The sequence below is a fragment of the Methylobacterium sp. J-076 genome, from assembly GCF_022829405.1.
Classification (GTDB): domain Bacteria; phylum Pseudomonadota; class Alphaproteobacteria; order Rhizobiales; family Beijerinckiaceae; genus Methylobacterium.
This window is the reverse complement of sequence record NZ_JAKSXW010000146.1, coordinates 141,648-156,894: the sequence shown is the minus strand read 5'-3', so window position 1 is coordinate 156,894 and position 15,247 is coordinate 141,648. Positions and strand designations below refer to the sequence as shown.

The following is a 15,247-nucleotide window of genomic DNA, read 5'->3' as shown; positions in this document are numbered from 1 at the left end:
ATGGCTACGATCATCGTCAAGAAGGTCAAGAAGGGCGGCCACGCCCATCATGGCGGGGCGTGGAAGATCGCCTATGCGGACTTCGTGACCGCGATGATGGCGTTCTTCCTGCTGATGTGGCTGATCAGCATGACGACGCAGGAGCAGAAGATCGGCTTGGCGGAATACTTCGCGCCGGCCGCCCTGAGCACCACGAACAGCGGCGCCGGCGGAATGCTCCAGGGCAGCGCCCTGGACAGTTCGGGCAACAAGCCGTCCGCGCCCCGCGACGCGGAGACCGGCTCCGATGGGCAGGAGGACAAGGCGCTTCCGGACAGTCCGGGCCGCGCCAAGGAGCGCGACGCCCGCCGCCGGACCGCCAGCGTGGAGGCCAACTACAGCGCCATGGCCAGCCTCCGGCAGGCGCTCCAGACGATGCCGGACATCGCCGACCTGTCGCACAACATCATGATCGTGCCGACCAAGGAGGGCGTGGACGTGTCCCTGGTGGACGAGAACGGCCGCTCCATGTTCCGCGACGGCTCGGTCGAGCCCTACGAGCGCACCCGCCGCGTGCTGGAGGCCATCGCGCCCGCCCTGCGCAAGCTGCCCAACCGGCTGTCCATAAGCGGCCACACGGCCACCGCGCGCCCGGGCTCGCCGCCCGCCGTCGGACCCTGGAACCTCACCGCCGGGCGTGCCCTCGCCGTGCGCGAGATCCTGGCCGGTGCCGGCGTTCCCGACGACCACTTCGCGTCCGTGACGGGACGCGCCGACACCGAGCCGGTCTTCCCCGACGATCCCTACATCGCGTCGAACCGGCGGGTGACGATCACCCTGCTCAACGCGAGCCCGCCGGTGCCCCCGAACCTGCTCCGCTGACGGCAGGGCACCCCGAAACCCTGCGGCTGACCGTCACCGCAGGGCGCACAGAGGCAGGCCGAGCCGACTTCGGTGGGGCGTCACAAGACTGCGCCGGAGCGGACGTGTCGCCCCCTCGACGGGGGGAGCGATGAGCGAGCCCGGCGAGCACTCCCAAGCTCGTCGGGCGGGGGAGGGCGATCCGGTCCCGCGCCGTCGCCGCCGCTCACGTCATGCGGGCGAGCACGTCCTCATCCCGCATCCTGCGGTGGAGGAAGGCCATCGTGGCGTGGCCGAGCACGACGGCCAACAGGGTGAAGGCCAGCCAGTGGTGGAACAGATCGCCGAGGGTCACCATCCAAGCCACCTTCTCGTCGTGGCCGGGCATCAGCGGGAGGCCGTAGGGCGTGAAGGGCTTGCCCGAGCCGTATTGGCGGATGAGGGCGAGGCCCGGCACGGCGACCATCAGGCCATAGATCAGGGCGTGGCCCGCCACCGCGGCGCGCCCCAGGCGGCCCGGGTGCGGCGGACGCCGGGAGAGGTTCGCGAGGCCCCAGATCCCCCGCAGCAGCACCAGCACGAACAGGGTGAAGCCCAGGGTGAAATGGCTCCCGCCCACGAAGCGCGTCAGCGCCGTGTCCCCGATGCCGACATAGAGCAGCGCGCCGGTGAACTGCCACGCGAAGAGCGCGGCCATCAGCCAGTGGAAGCCGCGGCTGATGCGGCCGTAGCGCTGCGGCGTGTCGATCCAAGCCCCGTCGGTCATGGCGCCCCCCGGCGACTGGCCAGCACGTCGAGGCGGTACTTGTCCGTCCTCGCGGCGGAGAGGACTCGCAGGAACGGACGCGTCCCGTCAATGAAGCGTTCGGCCGCCTCGTCGCCACTCAGCGGATAATGCGTCTCGCCCGTCCAATGGACGAGGACGACGTCGCCCCCCGGCCGCAGGGTGCTCCGCACGCGCTGCACCAGCCGGGTCACGTCGTCGGCGGAGAGGAAGTAGACGACCTCCGACAGGAGGATCAGGTCGAACGCCCCCTCCGGCCAATCGCCGGGCACCTGCCCTAGGGCGAAGTGCACATGGGGCAGGGCAATGCAGCGACCCTTCGCCTGGGCCAAGGCGCGTTCGGCGAGGTCGAGGCCCACCAGGGCGTCGCAGCGGGCGGCCAGGGCCTCCGTCAGCACGCCGATGGAACAGCCGATCTCCAGGGCGGAGGCGTACCGCGCCTGCGGCAGCGCCTCCAGGGTGGCGGCGTATTTCGCCCGCTCGTAATCGCTCGTGGCGAAACCCCAGGGGTCGGGGTCCTGCGCGTATTGCCCGTCGAAGTAGCTCGGCGGCAGGGTGGAGGCGAAGCGGCTCACGGCCCGTCCCCCGCGAAGAGGTCGCCCACGGCGCCGTCCGCGTGCAGGACCTCCTCGGCGGCGCAGGTCAGCGCCCAGTCCGGTGCGGGCTGGCGGAGGTAGGTGGCGAGGTCGCGCGAGAGCCGTTCCAGGGGATGCCCGCGCAGGAACCCCTGCAGGCCCACGGAACGCTGGGCGAGGTGCAGCACCTCCATCCCGGCCTTCTCCACCGCGAGCCGGGCGAGGTTGACGAAGGCGACGAGGCGCGTGGGCGTCAGCTCCTCCTCCGCGACGATCCGGGCGGCGCGCTCGATCCACAGGCGGGCGCCCTCCACCGCCATGGCGCCCTGGCCGAGGCGCGCGAGCTGGTGCGGATCGGAACCCCGCCCGTGGCGGGCGAGGTGGGCGCGCCACGCATCGAACACCGCCTCGATGCCGCCGAGCTGCACCGCCGCGAAGCGCCACGCGCCGGCGGAGAAGACCGGCTGGCGGTGGTAGTCGCCCCCGGCGCCGAGCACGGCGTCGGGCGGCAGGACGATGCCTTCGAAATCGAGGGTGCCGGTGGCCGAGGCGCGCATCCCGTGCGCCCGCCACCCCGAGAGGTCGGCCCGGGTGCCGGGTTCCAGGGGCACCACGAGCATGAAGGTCTCGGGGTCGCCCGTCCGGCAACCCGTGACCAGGGCGCGGGTGACGAAGCCCGCGCCGGAGGCGTAGGTCTTCACCCCGCTCAGGAGGAGTTCGCCCCCCTCGCCGCCGAGGCTGAGGCCCCCCTGGGGCGGGGCGGTGTTCCAGACCCCGAACAGGTGGCCGGCCTGGGCGTCGGCGAAGAGGCGCGCCCGCTGGCCGGCCCCGCCGTAGCGGGCGACGAGCTGGAGCGCGTTGACGTGACCTTCGTAGAGCCGGCCGAGGGCGAGGCTGCCGTAGCCGACGAGGCGCAGGACGTCGGCGAGGTCGCCCGCGCCCGGCTCGTCGCCGAGGCCGGCGCCGCCCTCCACGGCGGGGACCGGGGCGGCCAGCAGGCCGAGGCGGGCGAGGTCGGCGATGTCCTCGGCGGGGAAGCCGTCGTCGCGGTCCTGTGCGTCCGCCCGCCCGGCGGCCAGCACCGCGACCGCGCGGGCGGCGGCGACGGCGTCGTAGGCGAGCCCCACCGGCGTCCTCTGGTCCATGATGCCTCCCCTCAGGCCGCGGCGGCGGCGGTCTGTGCCCTGGCGCACCCGGTCACGGCCGGGCACGGCTCCCGGACGGTATACCGCGCGAACGGCTGCGCTTGCATGAACAGCGCGCGCCGCCCCGTCGGCTTTTCCCGACGTAAGAATGAGGCGGCTCAGAAATTTAACCCCGGTCGAGCCGAGACTATCCAGGGTTTCGCTGCGGCGAATGCGACCGGGCGGTCCAGGCGTCGGGGACCGGGCCGGTGGCGGTGTCCGGCTTGGACGGGCCGATGAAGATCACCACCGGGCCGTGCTCCGCCCGGCGCGGGTCGTAGAAGTCGAGCAGGCCGGGGTAGAGCCGCTGAAAGAAGGCGGGCTGCCGGCCGTCCCGGCGCAGCAGGTGGTCGATGACGACCTGATCGCCATGGACGGCGTTCGGCACCGGGCCGCAGGATCCGGGGGCCATCCAGCGGGCGGGGTCGGCGGCGAAGGTGTCGTAGAGCGGGGCGAGCTCGTCCCCGTGCCAGCGCAGGAGCGCGCTGGAGAGCCGGCCCGCGTGGAAGTAATCCTCCATGGCGGCGAACCCGGGCTCCGCCAGGGCGTCGGCGGGTCCGGTCAGGACGGTGTCGAGGTCGCACAGGAGGGCGGGCCCTTCGCACAGGCCGGGGCGGAACGCCTCCATCTTCGCCCACCATGCCGGCCAGTCGTGCCGGAGGGGCACCGCCTCGACGCCCGCGACGGCAAGGGGCAGGTCCGTCAGGCACAGGATGCGGTGGAAGCCCGGAGCATGGCGGGCGGCGCCGGCCGCGAGGCGTTCGACCCAGGCGGCGTCGTAGCGCCCGCCACCCTTCAGCACCGTGATCAGCGTGCTCACGCGTCTCTTCCTCTCGAATCGCCGGGCGGATGCAGGCGCAGGCGCCCCTCCGCCTCGGCCCCGGCGAACCACGCCCGCTCGGCCGCCCAGGGATGGCCCGGCCAGCCCGCGAAGCCGAAGCCGTAGGCGTCCACACCGCGGCAATCGGCGGGGCGGGCATGCAGCAGGGCGAGGGTCACGAGGAAACCGGTGCTGGGGTTCGGGCATCCGTCCGTGCCGGGCGCGAGCAGGCCGCGCGCCCGGGCGTGCAGCGCCTCGGGCAGGATGTGGACGGGGCGGCCGAGGGGGGCCAGCACGGCCAGGAGGTCGCGGGTCCAGCAGACGGGCTCGGGCACGTTGTGCGCCGCCGGCAGCATGGGGAAGGGGAGGATGAACGCCTGCGCCGCCCGGACCACGGGGCGTTCCGGGAAACGCGGATCCTCCAGCCATTCCCGCGCCTGCCCGCCGCGGTTGACCAGGGCGAGGTGCGTGACGCGGGCGCCCGACCCGCCGCCGAAGCCCGCCGCGTTGTTGAAGCGCACCACGGCCTGCGCCGCATCGATGGCGCCCGCCGCCTCGCCGAGGCCGGGCGCGTTGCCGACGATGGCCAGCGGCGCGCCGGCGAGAAGGGGGTCGACGGCGAGGGACACGTGCGGCACGGGGTGCGAGGAACAGCGAAGGTAAGGCGCCCGCCCGGCGCAACCAGACCTCCGGGGCACCGGAGGCGTCAGCGGGGACCGACCATGCGCCGATGCTTCGTCTGCGCCGCCGACATGCTCGGCCCGAGCGACCGGCACCTGACCTTCGGCGGAGGGCGCCGCCGCGCCTTTCCCCGCGCGTGCGGATCCTGCGGCGTCCTGCTCGCGGACGGGGCGGATGCGGGAATCTGCCGGGCGCATCTGGACCGGCTGCTGGCGGCCCCGGTCTTCCTCGCGGATCCGGAGGCGCCCTACGGCCTCGACCTCTACACCCTGCGCAGCGCCGCGACCGGGGCCGGCCTCGGCCTCCGCCCCCTCGATGCCGATGGCAGGGCGGAGCTCCTGAACCCCCACGGCACCCGCGCCGCGCGGGCGAGCCTCCACCCCCTCCAGGGGGCGCCGGGGCGGCCGGTCTCCCTCGGCGTGATCTGCCGCGCGGACGAGGGCGGCACGGTGCTGGCGGGGCTTTCCGCCCATGCCGCCTGGACGGACGACGTCGCGATCCTCCTCGACGGCGCGGCGAGCCCGCCCCGGGCGGTGCCGGTCCCGGGCTTCGCGGAGGGTGCGGTGCGGGTGGCCGGCCGGCCCCTCGGGGGCGATTTCGCCGGGCAGCGCAACGCCCTGCAGAACCTCGCGCGCCACGGCTGGATGCTGCAGCTCGATGCCGACGAGACGATCGCCCCCGAGACCGGCCGCCTTCTGCCGGCCCTCGCCTCCCTGGCGGAGGAGGGGGAGGTGGTCTGCGTCGGTCTCGCCCGGGAGAACCGCGTCGATGGCGTCCTCTCGGACGTCTACCCGGACGTGCAGTACCGCCTGAACCGTTCGGACGTGCGCTATGCGGGGCGCGTCCACGAGCGGCCCCACCTGCAGGGCGGCTGGCCCCGCAGCGTCATCGCCCTGCACGGGGCGATCACGCATCGCCTGAGCCGCGCCCATGTCCTGGCGCGCTCGCGCCGCTACGAGGCCCTCGATCCGGGGCGCGGGCGGCCCGAGGAGGAGGAGGCGCTGCTGCGCCCCTATCGCGACTGAGCGGCTTGGATCGCCCGGCCGTAGAGGGCGAGCGTCTCGCGCCCGAGGCTCGCCCGGCCGAAGCGCCCGGCCGCCGCCAGGGCGCGGCTGCGGTAGGCGAGGCGCAGGGCGGGGTCCCGGAGGAGCGGGCGCAGGGCGTCGGCGAGGTCCGGCCCGGTCGCGGCCTTGGCCAGGGGCCCGGCGCCGGTCTCGCCGACGAAGGCGCGGGCGCTGGCATCCTCGGCGCAGGCGACCACCGGGCGCCCGTAGGCCAGGGCCTCCTGGTAGACGAGTCCGAAGCTCTCGTAGCGCGAGGGCGCGAGAACCGCGTGGGCCTGCGCATAGGCCGCGGCGAGGGCGGCGGCGTCGATCCGGCCGCGGGCGCGCAGCCGCGTGGCTGCGGCCTCCGGCAGGTCCGCCGGGAGGTCCGCGGGCGGCACCCCGACGAGGTCGAGTCGGAAGGCCGGCAGCGCCCCCGCCTCCTGTTCCGCCCCGAGGATCGCCAGGGCGGCGAGCAATTCGGCGAAGCCCTTGCGGGCCTCGGCCCGGCCCACGAAGAGCAGGCGCACCGGCTCGTCCGCCGCCGGGTAGCCGGCCCCGGCCGCCCCCGCGGCGACCTCCGGCGGGAGGCTGAGGCCGATCACGGCGGCGGGCTGCCGGCCGGAGAGTCCGTAGGCCTGCGCGATCACCGCGCCGTGGGCGGCGGTGTTGGCGATAAGCCCCGCACTGCCCCGCGCCTGGCGCCGCTCGAGGGCGTCGGCCGTGCGCCCGTCGAGGAAATCGCGCAGCGTGCCGGGCGGATCGCGGGTGAAGGCGGCGGGTGTCGAGCTCCGGGTCACCAGGGGCAGGCCCCGGCGCCCGGCGAGGAGGGCGGCCGGGGCGTACCAGTTCGTCGCCTCCACCACGTCGAACGGCGCCCGCCGGTGGGCGGCGAGGACGGCCCGGCGGAAGGCCAGCGGCGCCGCCAGATGCCCCGCCGACCCCAGGAGGCGCAGCCGGGCCAGGGCGCTGCCCTGCGGGATGGCGGCGCCCACGACGGCGACGCCGCCGACCCGCTTTCCACCCGTCCGGTCGAGGGTGAACACGGTGACCTCCGCGCCCGCTTCGGCGAGGCTTTCGGCGATCTCGCGGGCCGCCGTGGAGAGCCCGCTCGGGGAGGGCGGGTAGTCCCAGGCCAGGAGGGCGGTGCGCATCAGGCGGCGAGGAGCCGGCGGTAGATCGCGAGGTAATCCCGCGCCATCCGCTCGGCGGTGAAGCGTTCCTCGAAGCGGCGGCGCACGGCGGCGCGGTCGAGGTCCCCGATCCGGCGCAGGGCCGCGACGGCCTCCGCTTCGTTCGAGACCACGAAACCGGTCACCCCGTCCTCCACCACCTCCGGCACGGAGCCCCGGTTCCAGGCGACGACCGGCGTGCCGCAGGCCATGGCCTCGATCATCACGAGGCCGAACGGCTCCGGCCAGTCGATGGGGAACAGCAGCGCCCGCGCGCCGGCGAGCAGCGCGCCCTTCCCGGCATCGTCCACGGGGCCGAGATAGGTCGCGTCGGAGCCGAGCAGGGGGCGGACCTCCCGGTCGAAATAGTCCGGGTTGCCGACATCCACCGTCCCGCCCAGCCGGATCGGCAGGCCGGCGGCCCGGGCGACGCGGATCGCGGTGTCGGGCCGCTTCTGGTCCGTCATCCGGCCGACGAAGGCGACATGCGCCCCGGCGTCCGCGCTGAGGGCATAGCGGTCCCGGGCGATGCCGTGATGCACCACCCCGGCCCGGTTCGAGGCGGGGATGCCCTTCTCCTGCGCCGCCGAGATCGCCGCCACCGGCAGGTTGGGGAAGCCCGCGAAGAACAGCGCCCGGTCCAATTCATCCACCCGCCAGTGGACCGTGGTGAGGCTGTGCCGCCGCCGCCCGCCGAGGAGGGCGGCATGGGCGAACTCCCCGTGGCAATGGACGATATCGAACGCGTCGAGCCGCTGGCGCAGGGCCTCCAGCTGCAGCGCGTCGAGGGCGGCCGGCACCCCCGGCGCGACCCGGCCGTGGCGCGCCTCCAGCCCCGCGAGGCTCAGATGATCGCCCACACGGGGCAAGTCTGTCGCACTATCCGCGGAGGCGAAAAGCGTTATCTCCAAACCCAAGCTTCGGAGCGCTGTGCTTAGATCGTGCACAATGCGTTCGGTGCCGCCGTGATGTTTCGGGGGAACGGGAAATATGTTCGGCGCGACTTGGGCAACGCGGATCACCGGACCCTCTTTACATATGTTAGTTCGGAAATATCTTGCCGCCGGCCTGGCCGGCGCCTGATGTTCGTCCTGCACATCGCCCTGCAGGGTTGCCTGCGCGGTGACGGCGTCGCCTACGGGATCACCGCCGACACCGGCGGCCATATCCGTTATCTCCTCGATCTGGTCGCCGCCTCGGCCCAGGACCGCGACATCACGCGGATCGTCGTGGCCACGCGCCTGTTCCACAGCCCCCTCGGCGACGCCTATGCCGTGCCCGAAGAGCGGGTCTCCGACAAGGTCACGCTCGTGCGGCTGGCGAGCGCGTCCCCCCACTACCGGACGAAGGAGCAGATGCACGCGGAGGTGGCGTCCACCGCGGACAACCTCGTCGCCTGGATCGGCACGCAGGCACGCGCGCCCGACCTGATCCACGCCCATTACGCCGATGCCGCCGCGGTGGCGGCCCTGGTGAAGGACCGGCTCGGCATCCCCTTCGTCTTCACCGCCCACTCCCTCGGGCGGGTGAAGGCGGCGATGGCGGGGGCGGACGCCGCCTGCCCGGACCTCGCCCGCCGGATCGACACGGAAGAAACGGCCCTGTCGCGCGCGCACCTCGTCATCGCCTCGTCCCGGGACGAGGCCGAAGTGCAGTATGCCGGCTACGCCGCCTACGACCCCGGCCATATCCGGGTGCTCCCGCCGGGCAGCGACCTCGCCCGGTTCGCCGCCGCCCGGCCGCATCCGCGGGTCGAGGCCGCCATCGACCGGTTCCTCGACGACCCCGCGAAGCCCCCCCTTCTGGCGCTGGCCCGGCCGGTGGCGCGCAAGAACCTCGCCGCCCTGGTGCGGGCCTACGGGGAGAGCCCCGAACTCCAGGCCAGGGCCAACCTCGTGCTGGTGGCCGGCACCCGCGAGGACATCGACACCCTGGACGGCGACATGGCCGCCACCATGCGCGACCTGCTGGTCCTGATCGACCGCTACGACCTCTACGGGCGGGTGGCCTACCCGAAGACGCACCGCCCGGAGGACGTGCCGGCGATCTACGCCCAGGCCCGCGACCGGGGCGGGCTGTTCGTCAACCCGGCCCTGAACGAGCCCTTCGGCCTCACCCTTCTGGAGGCCTCCGCCGCGGGCCTGCCGCTGGTCGCCACCGACAGCGGCGGCCCCAACGACATCGTGGAGACCTGCGGCAACGGCCTTCTGGTCGATCCCCGGGATCCCGGGGCCATCGCCGCCGCCTGCCTGCGGATCCTCAAGGATCCGGCCCTCTACGGGCGCTGCGTGGCGGGGGGCGCCAGGGCGGCCGCGGCCTACGACTGGGACCGGCACGCCGCGCGCTACCACACCCTGCTGCGCGCCCTGCTGGCGCCGGAGCCGCCGCTGGCCGCGCCGCGGCAGCTCCTCGTCTGCGACATCGACAACACCCTCGTCGGCTGCGAGGACGGGCTGGGCATCTTCCGGCGCTGGCGCAGCCGGCAGGCGGCGCTGGCCTTCGGCGTCGCCACCGGCCGCTCGTTCCACAGCGCCATGGCGGTGCTCGACCAGCAGGCGAGCCCGCGGCCCCAGGTGATGATCACCTCGGTGGGCTCGGAGATCTACCACCTCGACGCCAGCGGCGTGACCTACAGCGCCGATGCCGTCTGGCGCGAGACCATCGCCGCCGGCTGGGAGCGGGACCCGGTCCGGCGGGCGCTGTCCGGCATCCCCGGCCTCGCCCCGCAGGGGCCGCTGGAGCAGCGCGCCCTGAAGCTCAGCTATTTCGGCGATGCCGCCGCCGCGGTCCGGGTGCGGGAGCGCCTCGCCGATGCGGGGCTTCCGGCCCGGGTGATCCACAGCCACGGCCGCTACCTCGACGTGCTGCCCGAGGGCGCCTCGAAGGGCACGGCGGTGGACCATGTCCGCGCCCGCTACGGGTTGCCGGAGCGGGCGGTGTTCGTCGCAGGGGATTCCGGCAACGACGTCGAGATGCTGCGGGCGCGGGTGCAGGCGATCATCGTCGCCAACTATTCCGACGACCTCGCGAGCAACGCCGCCCTGCAGCACTCCTACGTCGCCCGGGCCTCCCACGCGCGGGGCATCATCGAGGGCGTCGGGCATTTCCGCCGGATGCTGGCCGATGCCCGCTGAGACGGCGGCGGGGACGAGCGTCCTCACGCTGGTGCGCGGACGGGCCGACCGCCTGCGCAACCTGATGGTCGGCCTCGCCCGCCAGACCGTGCGCCCGCGCGAGATGGTCATCGCCTGGATGCAGCCGGAGCCCGCCTCCGGCCTGCCCGACCCCGGCTGCCCCGTCCGCCACATCCACGTGCCGGGTGAGGCGCTGCCGCTGGCCGCCGCCCGCAACCGCGCGGCGGAGGCGGCGGGCGGGGATTGCCTCGTCTTCCTCGACGTCGATTGCATCCCCTCGCCGACCCTGGTCGCCGCCTATGCGCGGGCGGCCGCGACGGAGCGGGGCCTGTTCCTCGGCGAGGTGCTCTACCTGCCGCCGGGCGCCGGGGAAGACCCCGATCCCGCCACCCTCGACCGCCTCGGCATCGCCCATCCGGCGCGGCCCGCCGTGCCGGAGAGCGGGCTGCGGCGGGAGCCCGATCCCGGCCAGCTCTGGGGCCTGTCCTTCGCCCTCCCGGCCGCCGCGTGGCGGGGGGGCGGCGGCATGGACGAGGGGTTCACCGGCTACGGCGGCGAGGAGACGGACTTCGCCGCCCGCCTCGCCGCCACGGGGCTCCCGACCTTCTGGGTGGCGGGCGCGCGGGCCTACCACCAGCACCACCCCGTCCACGTCCCGCCCCTCCAGCATTTCCGGCCGATCCTGGCCAACGCGGCCCGCTTCCGCGCCCGGCACGGGCGCTGGTGCATGACCTACTGGCTCGGCCAGTTCCGCGAGGCCGGGCTCATCGCCTGGGACGAGCACGCCCCCGCGATCCGCCTCCTGCGCCCGCCGACCGCCCCCGAGATCGCCGCCGCCCTGCGGCCCGACGCCCCGTTCTCCTGATTGCGAGCGCTTCCGCCCCCATGACAAAGCCCATCGCGTTCTTCGTCCACCACCAGGGCCGCGGCCATGCGAACCGCACCATGGCGGTGGCGGCTGAGTTCGCCCGAGAGCGGCCGGTGTCGGTGCTCACCGCCGGCCCGCACCTGTTCGACGGGTTCGCGCGCGACGTGGAGATCGTGCCCCTGCCCAACATGATCGGCGCCGCCGTGCCGACGCCGCGCCTCTACGCCGAGCCCACGCCGCAGGTGATGCACTGCGTGCCCCTCGGCCTGCCCGAGATGCGCCGGACCATGCGGACCATCCTCGACCACCTGGACGAGCGCGACGTCGGCCTGTTCGTCGTCGACGTCTCGGCCGAGATCGCCCTGCTCTCGCGCATCGCCAGCGTGCCCGCGGTGCAGATCCGCATGCACGGCGACCGCTCCGACATCGGCCATGTCGGCGCCTACGAAGCCTGCGTCGGCATGCTCGCCCCCTTCGACGAGCGCATGGAGCAGGACGACTACCCGGCCCGCCTGCGCGCCAAGACCTTCTACAGCGGCGGCCTCTGCACCAGCATCGACCGGGTGCCCGAGCGCCAGGAGGCGCGGGCGCGGCTCGGCCTCGATCCGGCCCGGGAGATCGTGGTGGCGGTGACGGGGGGAGGGGGCAGCGGCACGCCCTACGCGCCCCTGACGGTGGCGGCCCGAGCCGCCCCCGACGCCCTGTGGCTGACCGTCGGCCCCACCCACCGGGAGGGCCACGAGACCGACTTCGCCAACCTGCGCGAACTCGGCTGGGTGCCCTCGGTGACGGATTACCTCGCCGCCGCCGACATCGTCATCGCCTCGGCCGGCGACAACACGGTCCACGAGGTCGCCCGGGTGGGCGGGCGCCTCATCGTCATGCCGGAATGGCGCTACTTCGCCGAGCAGTCCCGCAAGGCCGAGGCCCTGGTCCGCCTCGGGGCCGCCGTGCAGGCCCCCGTCTGGCCCGGCGACCTCCAGGGCTGGCGCGATCTCCTCGCCCGCGCCCGCACCCTCGACGGGTCGGCGCTCCGCGGCCTCTACGCCCCGGACGCGGCGGCCCGGGCCGCCGGCTGGCTCGAAGAGCTGACCGATTCCCTCTGGGCCGGGCAACCGGCCGTCGCCCCGCCGGAACCCGCCGCCCTCCGGGCGGTCGGCTGAGACCGTCTGCACACCCCGTCCGCCGCCCACTCCCTCCGCCGTCATCGCGGGCGGAGCGAAGCAATGACGGGGTCGGCAGGGGCGGACGGTCGCAGCCCCAAAATTCTCTTCCACACCGACGAAGGCCCGCCCATGCCCACCGTTTCCGTCGTGACCCTGGCCAAGGGCCGGCCGGCGCACCTGCGCAACGTGCTCCTCGGCCTGGAGCGCCAGACGCAGCCCCCCGCCGAGTTCATCGTCGCGGTGATGCAGGACGCGCCCTACGACCTGCCCGAGGTCGGCTTCCCCGTCCGCCAGATCCTCGTGCCGGGGCGTGAGCTGCCCCTCGCCGCGGCCCGCAACCGGGGTGTCGCGGCGGCGACGGGGGACGACGTGGTCTTCCTCGACGTGGACTGCATCCCCGCGCCCGGCCTCGTGGCCGACTACGCCCGCGCCCTCTCGGAACTCGACGGGCTGCTGATGGGCGAGGTGCTACACCTGCCCGAGCGCGCCACCCTCGGCCCGTGGGACTATCCCGGTCTCGACGCGGCGGCGGAGCGGCATTCGGACCGGCGCGGCCCGCCCGCCGCCGGCATCGAGATCTGCCACGACTACCGCTGCTTCTGGTCCCTGAATTTCGCCATCCGCCGGGCGACCTTCCTGGCCACCGGCGGCTTCGACGAGCGCTACACCGGCTACGGCGGCGAGGACACGGATTTCGGCAAGCTCCTCGACCGGCAGGGCATCCCGATCGCCTGGATGAAGGGCGCGCGGGCCTACCACCAGTATCACCCCCACCACATGCCCCCGGTGCATCACCTGGAGAGCGTGGTGCGCAACGCCGAACTGTTCGAGGCCAAGTGGGGCTACCGGACGATGGGCCACTGGCTCTACGCGTTCAAGGTGATGGGCCTGATCGACGACACCCCCGGCCGGCCGATCGCCATCCTGCGCCGGCCCGGCCCCGAGGACCTCTCCCTCACCGGACAGCAGAGCCACCAGCCCTACACCAACTCCGCCTCCGTCATCCGCCACATGGAGGCGCTGCAGGCCGTGCCGGCGACGGTGCCGGGGAGCGAGCCCGCGCCGGTCGTCGCGTGAGGATCGCCCTCCTCGCGCATCTCCGCCACCCCATCGCGCCGCCCTTCGCAGGGGGCCTCGAAGCCTATACCTGGCATCTCGCCGAGGGCCTGGGCGCGCGGGGCCACGAGGTGGTGCTGTTCGCCGCCGGCGACAGCGACCGCCGCTTCGCCCTCGATCCGGTGATCCCGGTCCACCACGAGGCGCGCTTCCCCGGCCTCGAGCATCGGGGCGATGGGGGGCTCACGGCCCATGTCGATGCCGGCTACGCCGCCGCCTGCGCGCGCATCGCCGGGGGCGGCTTCGACCTGCTGCACAACAACAGCCTGAGCCGGTTCCCCCTCGACGGCGCGCGCCGGGGCGCCGTGCCGACGCTGACCTCGCTGCACGTTCCCCCCTACGACGCCCTCCGCTGGTTCGTCCACGAGAGCCCGGCGCCCCGGCACAGGCTCACGACGCCCTCGCGGGCGCAGCGCGCGGCCTGGTGGCCGCAGGGCGCGCCGCCGGAAGTCTCGGTGCTTCCCAACGGCATCGACCCCGCGGCGTGGCCCTTCCAGGAGCGCGGCGACGGCGGCGCCGTCTGGTGCGGGCGCATCGCCGCCGTGAAGGGCGCCCACCACGCCATCGCCGCGGCCCGGCGGGCGGGGGTGGCCCTGACCCTGTACGGCCCCGTCGAGGAGCCGGATTACTGGGCGGCGCAGGTCGCCCCCCGGCTCGGCGGGGCGATCCGCTACGGCGGCCACCTGACCGGGGCGGCCCTGGCGGGCGAGATCGGCCGGGCCTCCGTCTTCCTGTTCACCCCGTGCTGGGACGAGCCGTTCGGGCTGGTGGCCATCGAGGCCATGGCCTGCGGCCTGCCCGTCGCCGGGTTCGCCACCGGGGCCGCGCCGGAGGTGGTCGGCGAGGCCGGTCGCCTCGTCCCGCAGGGGGACGAGGCCGCCCTGGCGCGGGCGGTCGGCGAGGCCATCGCCATCCCCCGGTCCGTCCCCCGCGGGCGCGTCCTCGCCCACTTCACCCGGGACCGCTGGCTCGACCGCTGCGAAGCGCTCTACGCCGACCTCCGCGCCGGCCTCTGAGCCGCCCTCCGCCCCATCTCTCCCCTGAAGCTTGCCCCATGACCCGACAGGACATCATCGCCGCCCTGTGGCACGGCCGGGATCCGTTCGCGGATCCCCCGGAAGCCCTCCGCCCCCTCGATCTGCAGGGCTGGCGCAGCATCCACCCCTATCTGGAGGAGGCGGTCACCGGGCTGCGTCCCTCCGTCGTGGTCGAGATCGGGACGTGGAAGGGGGCGAGCGCCCTCTACCTCGCCCGGACGATGGCCGAGCGCGGGGTGGCCGGCACCGTCGTGGCGGTGGATACGTGGCTCGGCGCCGTCGACCATTGGGCGGACGAGGGCCTGTTCGCCGAGCTGGCCACCGAGAACGGCTTCCCGAGCCTCTACCGCACCTTCCTCGCCAACGTCCTGCGCGAGGGCATGGCCGACCGGATCGTGCCGCTGCCCCTCGATTCGGTGAACGCCGCCGAGCTGATGCGCCTGCGCGGCGTCACCGCCGACGTCATCCACCTCGATGCCGGCCACGAGGAAGCCTCGGTCGCCGCCGACCTGCGGGCGTGGTGGCCGGTCCTGCGCCCCGGCGGCCTGTTGATCGCCGACGACTACGACAGCCTGGGCGGTCGCTTCCCCGGCGTCATGCGCGGGGTGAACGCCTTCTGCGCCGAGATCGGCCTGGAGGGTCCGTGGTCGTTGCGCGGCAAGTGCAGGTTCGTGAAGCCGGCGACGGGCTGAGACCGGCCCGGCGGCGCATCCGCGACCCGCTCAGAAGCTGCAGCGCGCGGCTTCGGCAGAAACCGGCAATCTTTTGAGGGTATTCGGAGCGGCATTCACCGCCACGGCAACAGTCGTCGCTAGAAGAATCCGCCG

The 15,247-nt window shown here is 74.3% G+C and carries 15 protein-coding genes; 8 read left to right on the top strand and 7 right to left on the bottom strand.

All coding sequences use genetic code 11. From position 1 onward, the window contains the following. A partial coding sequence (locus MKK53_RS21780) for a flagellar motor protein MotB (RefSeq protein ID WP_243930853.1) occupies positions 1–861 on the top strand: 861 nt, incomplete at its 5' end. A gap of 205 nt (positions 862–1,066) precedes the next feature. On the opposite strand, the gene MKK53_RS21775 is transcribed toward MKK53_RS21780, so the two are convergent. From MKK53_RS21775 to MKK53_RS21755, 5 genes are all read right to left on the bottom strand, one after another. Then, a complete protein-coding gene (locus MKK53_RS21775) occupies positions 1,067–1,606 on the bottom strand; it encodes a cytochrome b (protein ID WP_243930852.1) in 540 nt (179 codons plus the stop codon). After that, a complete protein-coding gene (locus MKK53_RS21770; protein ID WP_243930851.1) occupies positions 1,603–2,199 on the bottom strand; it encodes a class I SAM-dependent DNA methyltransferase in 597 nt (198 codons plus the stop codon). The genes MKK53_RS21775 and MKK53_RS21770 overlap by 4 nt, the downstream gene beginning before the upstream one ends. After that, entirely contained in the window at positions 2,196–3,344 is a 1,149-nt protein-coding gene (locus MKK53_RS21765) for an acyl-CoA dehydrogenase family protein (protein ID WP_243930850.1), read from the bottom strand. The genes MKK53_RS21770 and MKK53_RS21765 overlap by 4 nt, the downstream gene beginning before the upstream one ends. Before the next feature lie 187 nt (positions 3,345–3,531). Next, positions 3,532–4,203, bottom strand: coding sequence for a hypothetical protein (locus MKK53_RS21760; protein WP_243930849.1), 672 nt, complete (start codon positions 4,201–4,203; stop codon positions 3,532–3,534). Continuing rightward, positions 4,200–4,832: a hypothetical protein gene (locus MKK53_RS21755; RefSeq protein WP_243930848.1), complete on the bottom strand. Its 633-nt coding sequence runs from the start codon at positions 4,830–4,832 to the stop codon at positions 4,200–4,202. The genes MKK53_RS21760 and MKK53_RS21755 overlap by 4 nt, the downstream gene beginning before the upstream one ends. A gap of 93 nt (positions 4,833–4,925) precedes the next feature. Between MKK53_RS21755 and MKK53_RS21750 the strand changes: the two genes are divergently transcribed. After that, positions 4,926–5,909 (top strand): hypothetical protein, encoded by a 984-nt coding sequence (locus MKK53_RS21750; protein ID WP_243930847.1) that lies wholly within the window; start codon positions 4,926–4,928, stop codon positions 5,907–5,909. Here the strand turns inward: MKK53_RS21750 and MKK53_RS21745 are convergent. After that, positions 5,897–7,081, bottom strand: a complete 1,185-nt coding sequence (locus MKK53_RS21745; protein WP_243930846.1) for a glycosyltransferase family 4 protein — start codon at positions 7,079–7,081, stop codon at positions 5,897–5,899. The genes MKK53_RS21750 and MKK53_RS21745 overlap by 13 nt on opposite strands. Then, positions 7,081–8,121, bottom strand: a complete 1,041-nt coding sequence (locus MKK53_RS21740; protein ID WP_243930845.1) for a glycosyltransferase family 4 protein — start codon at positions 8,119–8,121, stop codon at positions 7,081–7,083. Before MKK53_RS21740 ends, MKK53_RS21745 begins: the two co-directional genes overlap by 1 nt. A gap of 60 nt (positions 8,122–8,181) precedes the next feature. On the opposite strand from MKK53_RS21740, the gene MKK53_RS21735 reads away from it, so the two are divergent. The 6 genes from MKK53_RS21735 (at position 8,182) to MKK53_RS21710 (ending at position 15,112) form a co-directional block, all read left to right on the top strand. After that, positions 8,182–10,233, top strand: coding sequence for an HAD-IIB family hydrolase (locus MKK53_RS21735; protein ID WP_243930844.1), 2,052 nt, complete (start codon positions 8,182–8,184; stop codon positions 10,231–10,233). After that, positions 10,223–11,098: a glycosyltransferase family 2 protein gene (locus tag MKK53_RS21730; RefSeq protein ID WP_243930843.1), complete on the top strand. Its 876-nt coding sequence runs from the start codon at positions 10,223–10,225 to the stop codon at positions 11,096–11,098. The genes MKK53_RS21735 and MKK53_RS21730 overlap by 11 nt, the downstream gene beginning before the upstream one ends. A gap of 20 nt (positions 11,099–11,118) precedes the next feature. After that, the gene (locus MKK53_RS21725) at positions 11,119–12,264 is read left to right on the top strand and encodes a glycosyltransferase (protein ID WP_243930842.1); all 1,146 of its coding nucleotides are present in this window, start codon (positions 11,119–11,121) and stop codon (positions 12,262–12,264) included. Between the two features lie 132 nt (positions 12,265–12,396). Beyond that, positions 12,397–13,344, top strand: coding sequence for a glycosyltransferase family 2 protein (locus MKK53_RS21720; RefSeq protein WP_243930841.1), 948 nt, complete (start codon positions 12,397–12,399; stop codon positions 13,342–13,344). Further along, positions 13,341–14,399 carry a glycosyltransferase gene (locus MKK53_RS21715; protein WP_243930840.1) on the top strand — a complete coding sequence of 353 codons (1,059 nt, stop codon included), beginning with the start codon at positions 13,341–13,343 and terminating at the stop codon, positions 14,397–14,399. Before MKK53_RS21720 ends, MKK53_RS21715 begins: the two co-directional genes overlap by 4 nt. A 38-nt stretch (positions 14,400–14,437) precedes the next feature. Then, complete coding sequence (locus MKK53_RS21710) at positions 14,438–15,112, top strand: class I SAM-dependent methyltransferase (RefSeq protein ID WP_243930839.1); 675 nt, start codon at positions 14,438–14,440, stop codon at positions 15,110–15,112. The last annotated feature ends 135 nt before the right edge of the window (positions 15,113–15,247 follow it).

Excerpts from the sequence above, each read along its gene's own strand:
- MKK53_RS21735 (WP_243930844.1), top strand. The coding sequence starts at position 8,182 with ATGTTCGTCCTGCACATCGCCCTGCAGGGTTGCCTGCGCGGTGACGGC.
- MKK53_RS21710 (WP_243930839.1), top strand. The coding sequence starts at position 14,438 with ATGACCCGACAGGACATCATCGCCGCCCTGTGGCACGGCCGGGATCCG.
- MKK53_RS21775 (WP_243930852.1), bottom strand. The coding sequence starts at position 1,606 with ATGACCGACGGGGCTTGGATCGACACGCCGCAGCGCTACGGCCGCATC.
- MKK53_RS21750 (WP_243930847.1), top strand. The coding sequence starts at position 4,926 with ATGCGCCGATGCTTCGTCTGCGCCGCCGACATGCTCGGCCCGAGCGAC.
- MKK53_RS21745 (WP_243930846.1), bottom strand. The coding sequence starts at position 7,081 with ATGCGCACCGCCCTCCTGGCCTGGGACTACCCGCCCTCCCCGAGCGGG.
- MKK53_RS21720 (WP_243930841.1), top strand. The coding sequence starts at position 12,397 with ATGCCCACCGTTTCCGTCGTGACCCTGGCCAAGGGCCGGCCGGCGCAC.
- MKK53_RS21725 (WP_243930842.1), top strand. The coding sequence starts at position 11,119 with ATGACAAAGCCCATCGCGTTCTTCGTCCACCACCAGGGCCGCGGCCAT.
- MKK53_RS21730 (WP_243930843.1), top strand. The coding sequence starts at position 10,223 with ATGCCCGCTGAGACGGCGGCGGGGACGAGCGTCCTCACGCTGGTGCGC.
- MKK53_RS21765 (WP_243930850.1), bottom strand. The coding sequence starts at position 3,344 with ATGGACCAGAGGACGCCGGTGGGGCTCGCCTACGACGCCGTCGCCGCC.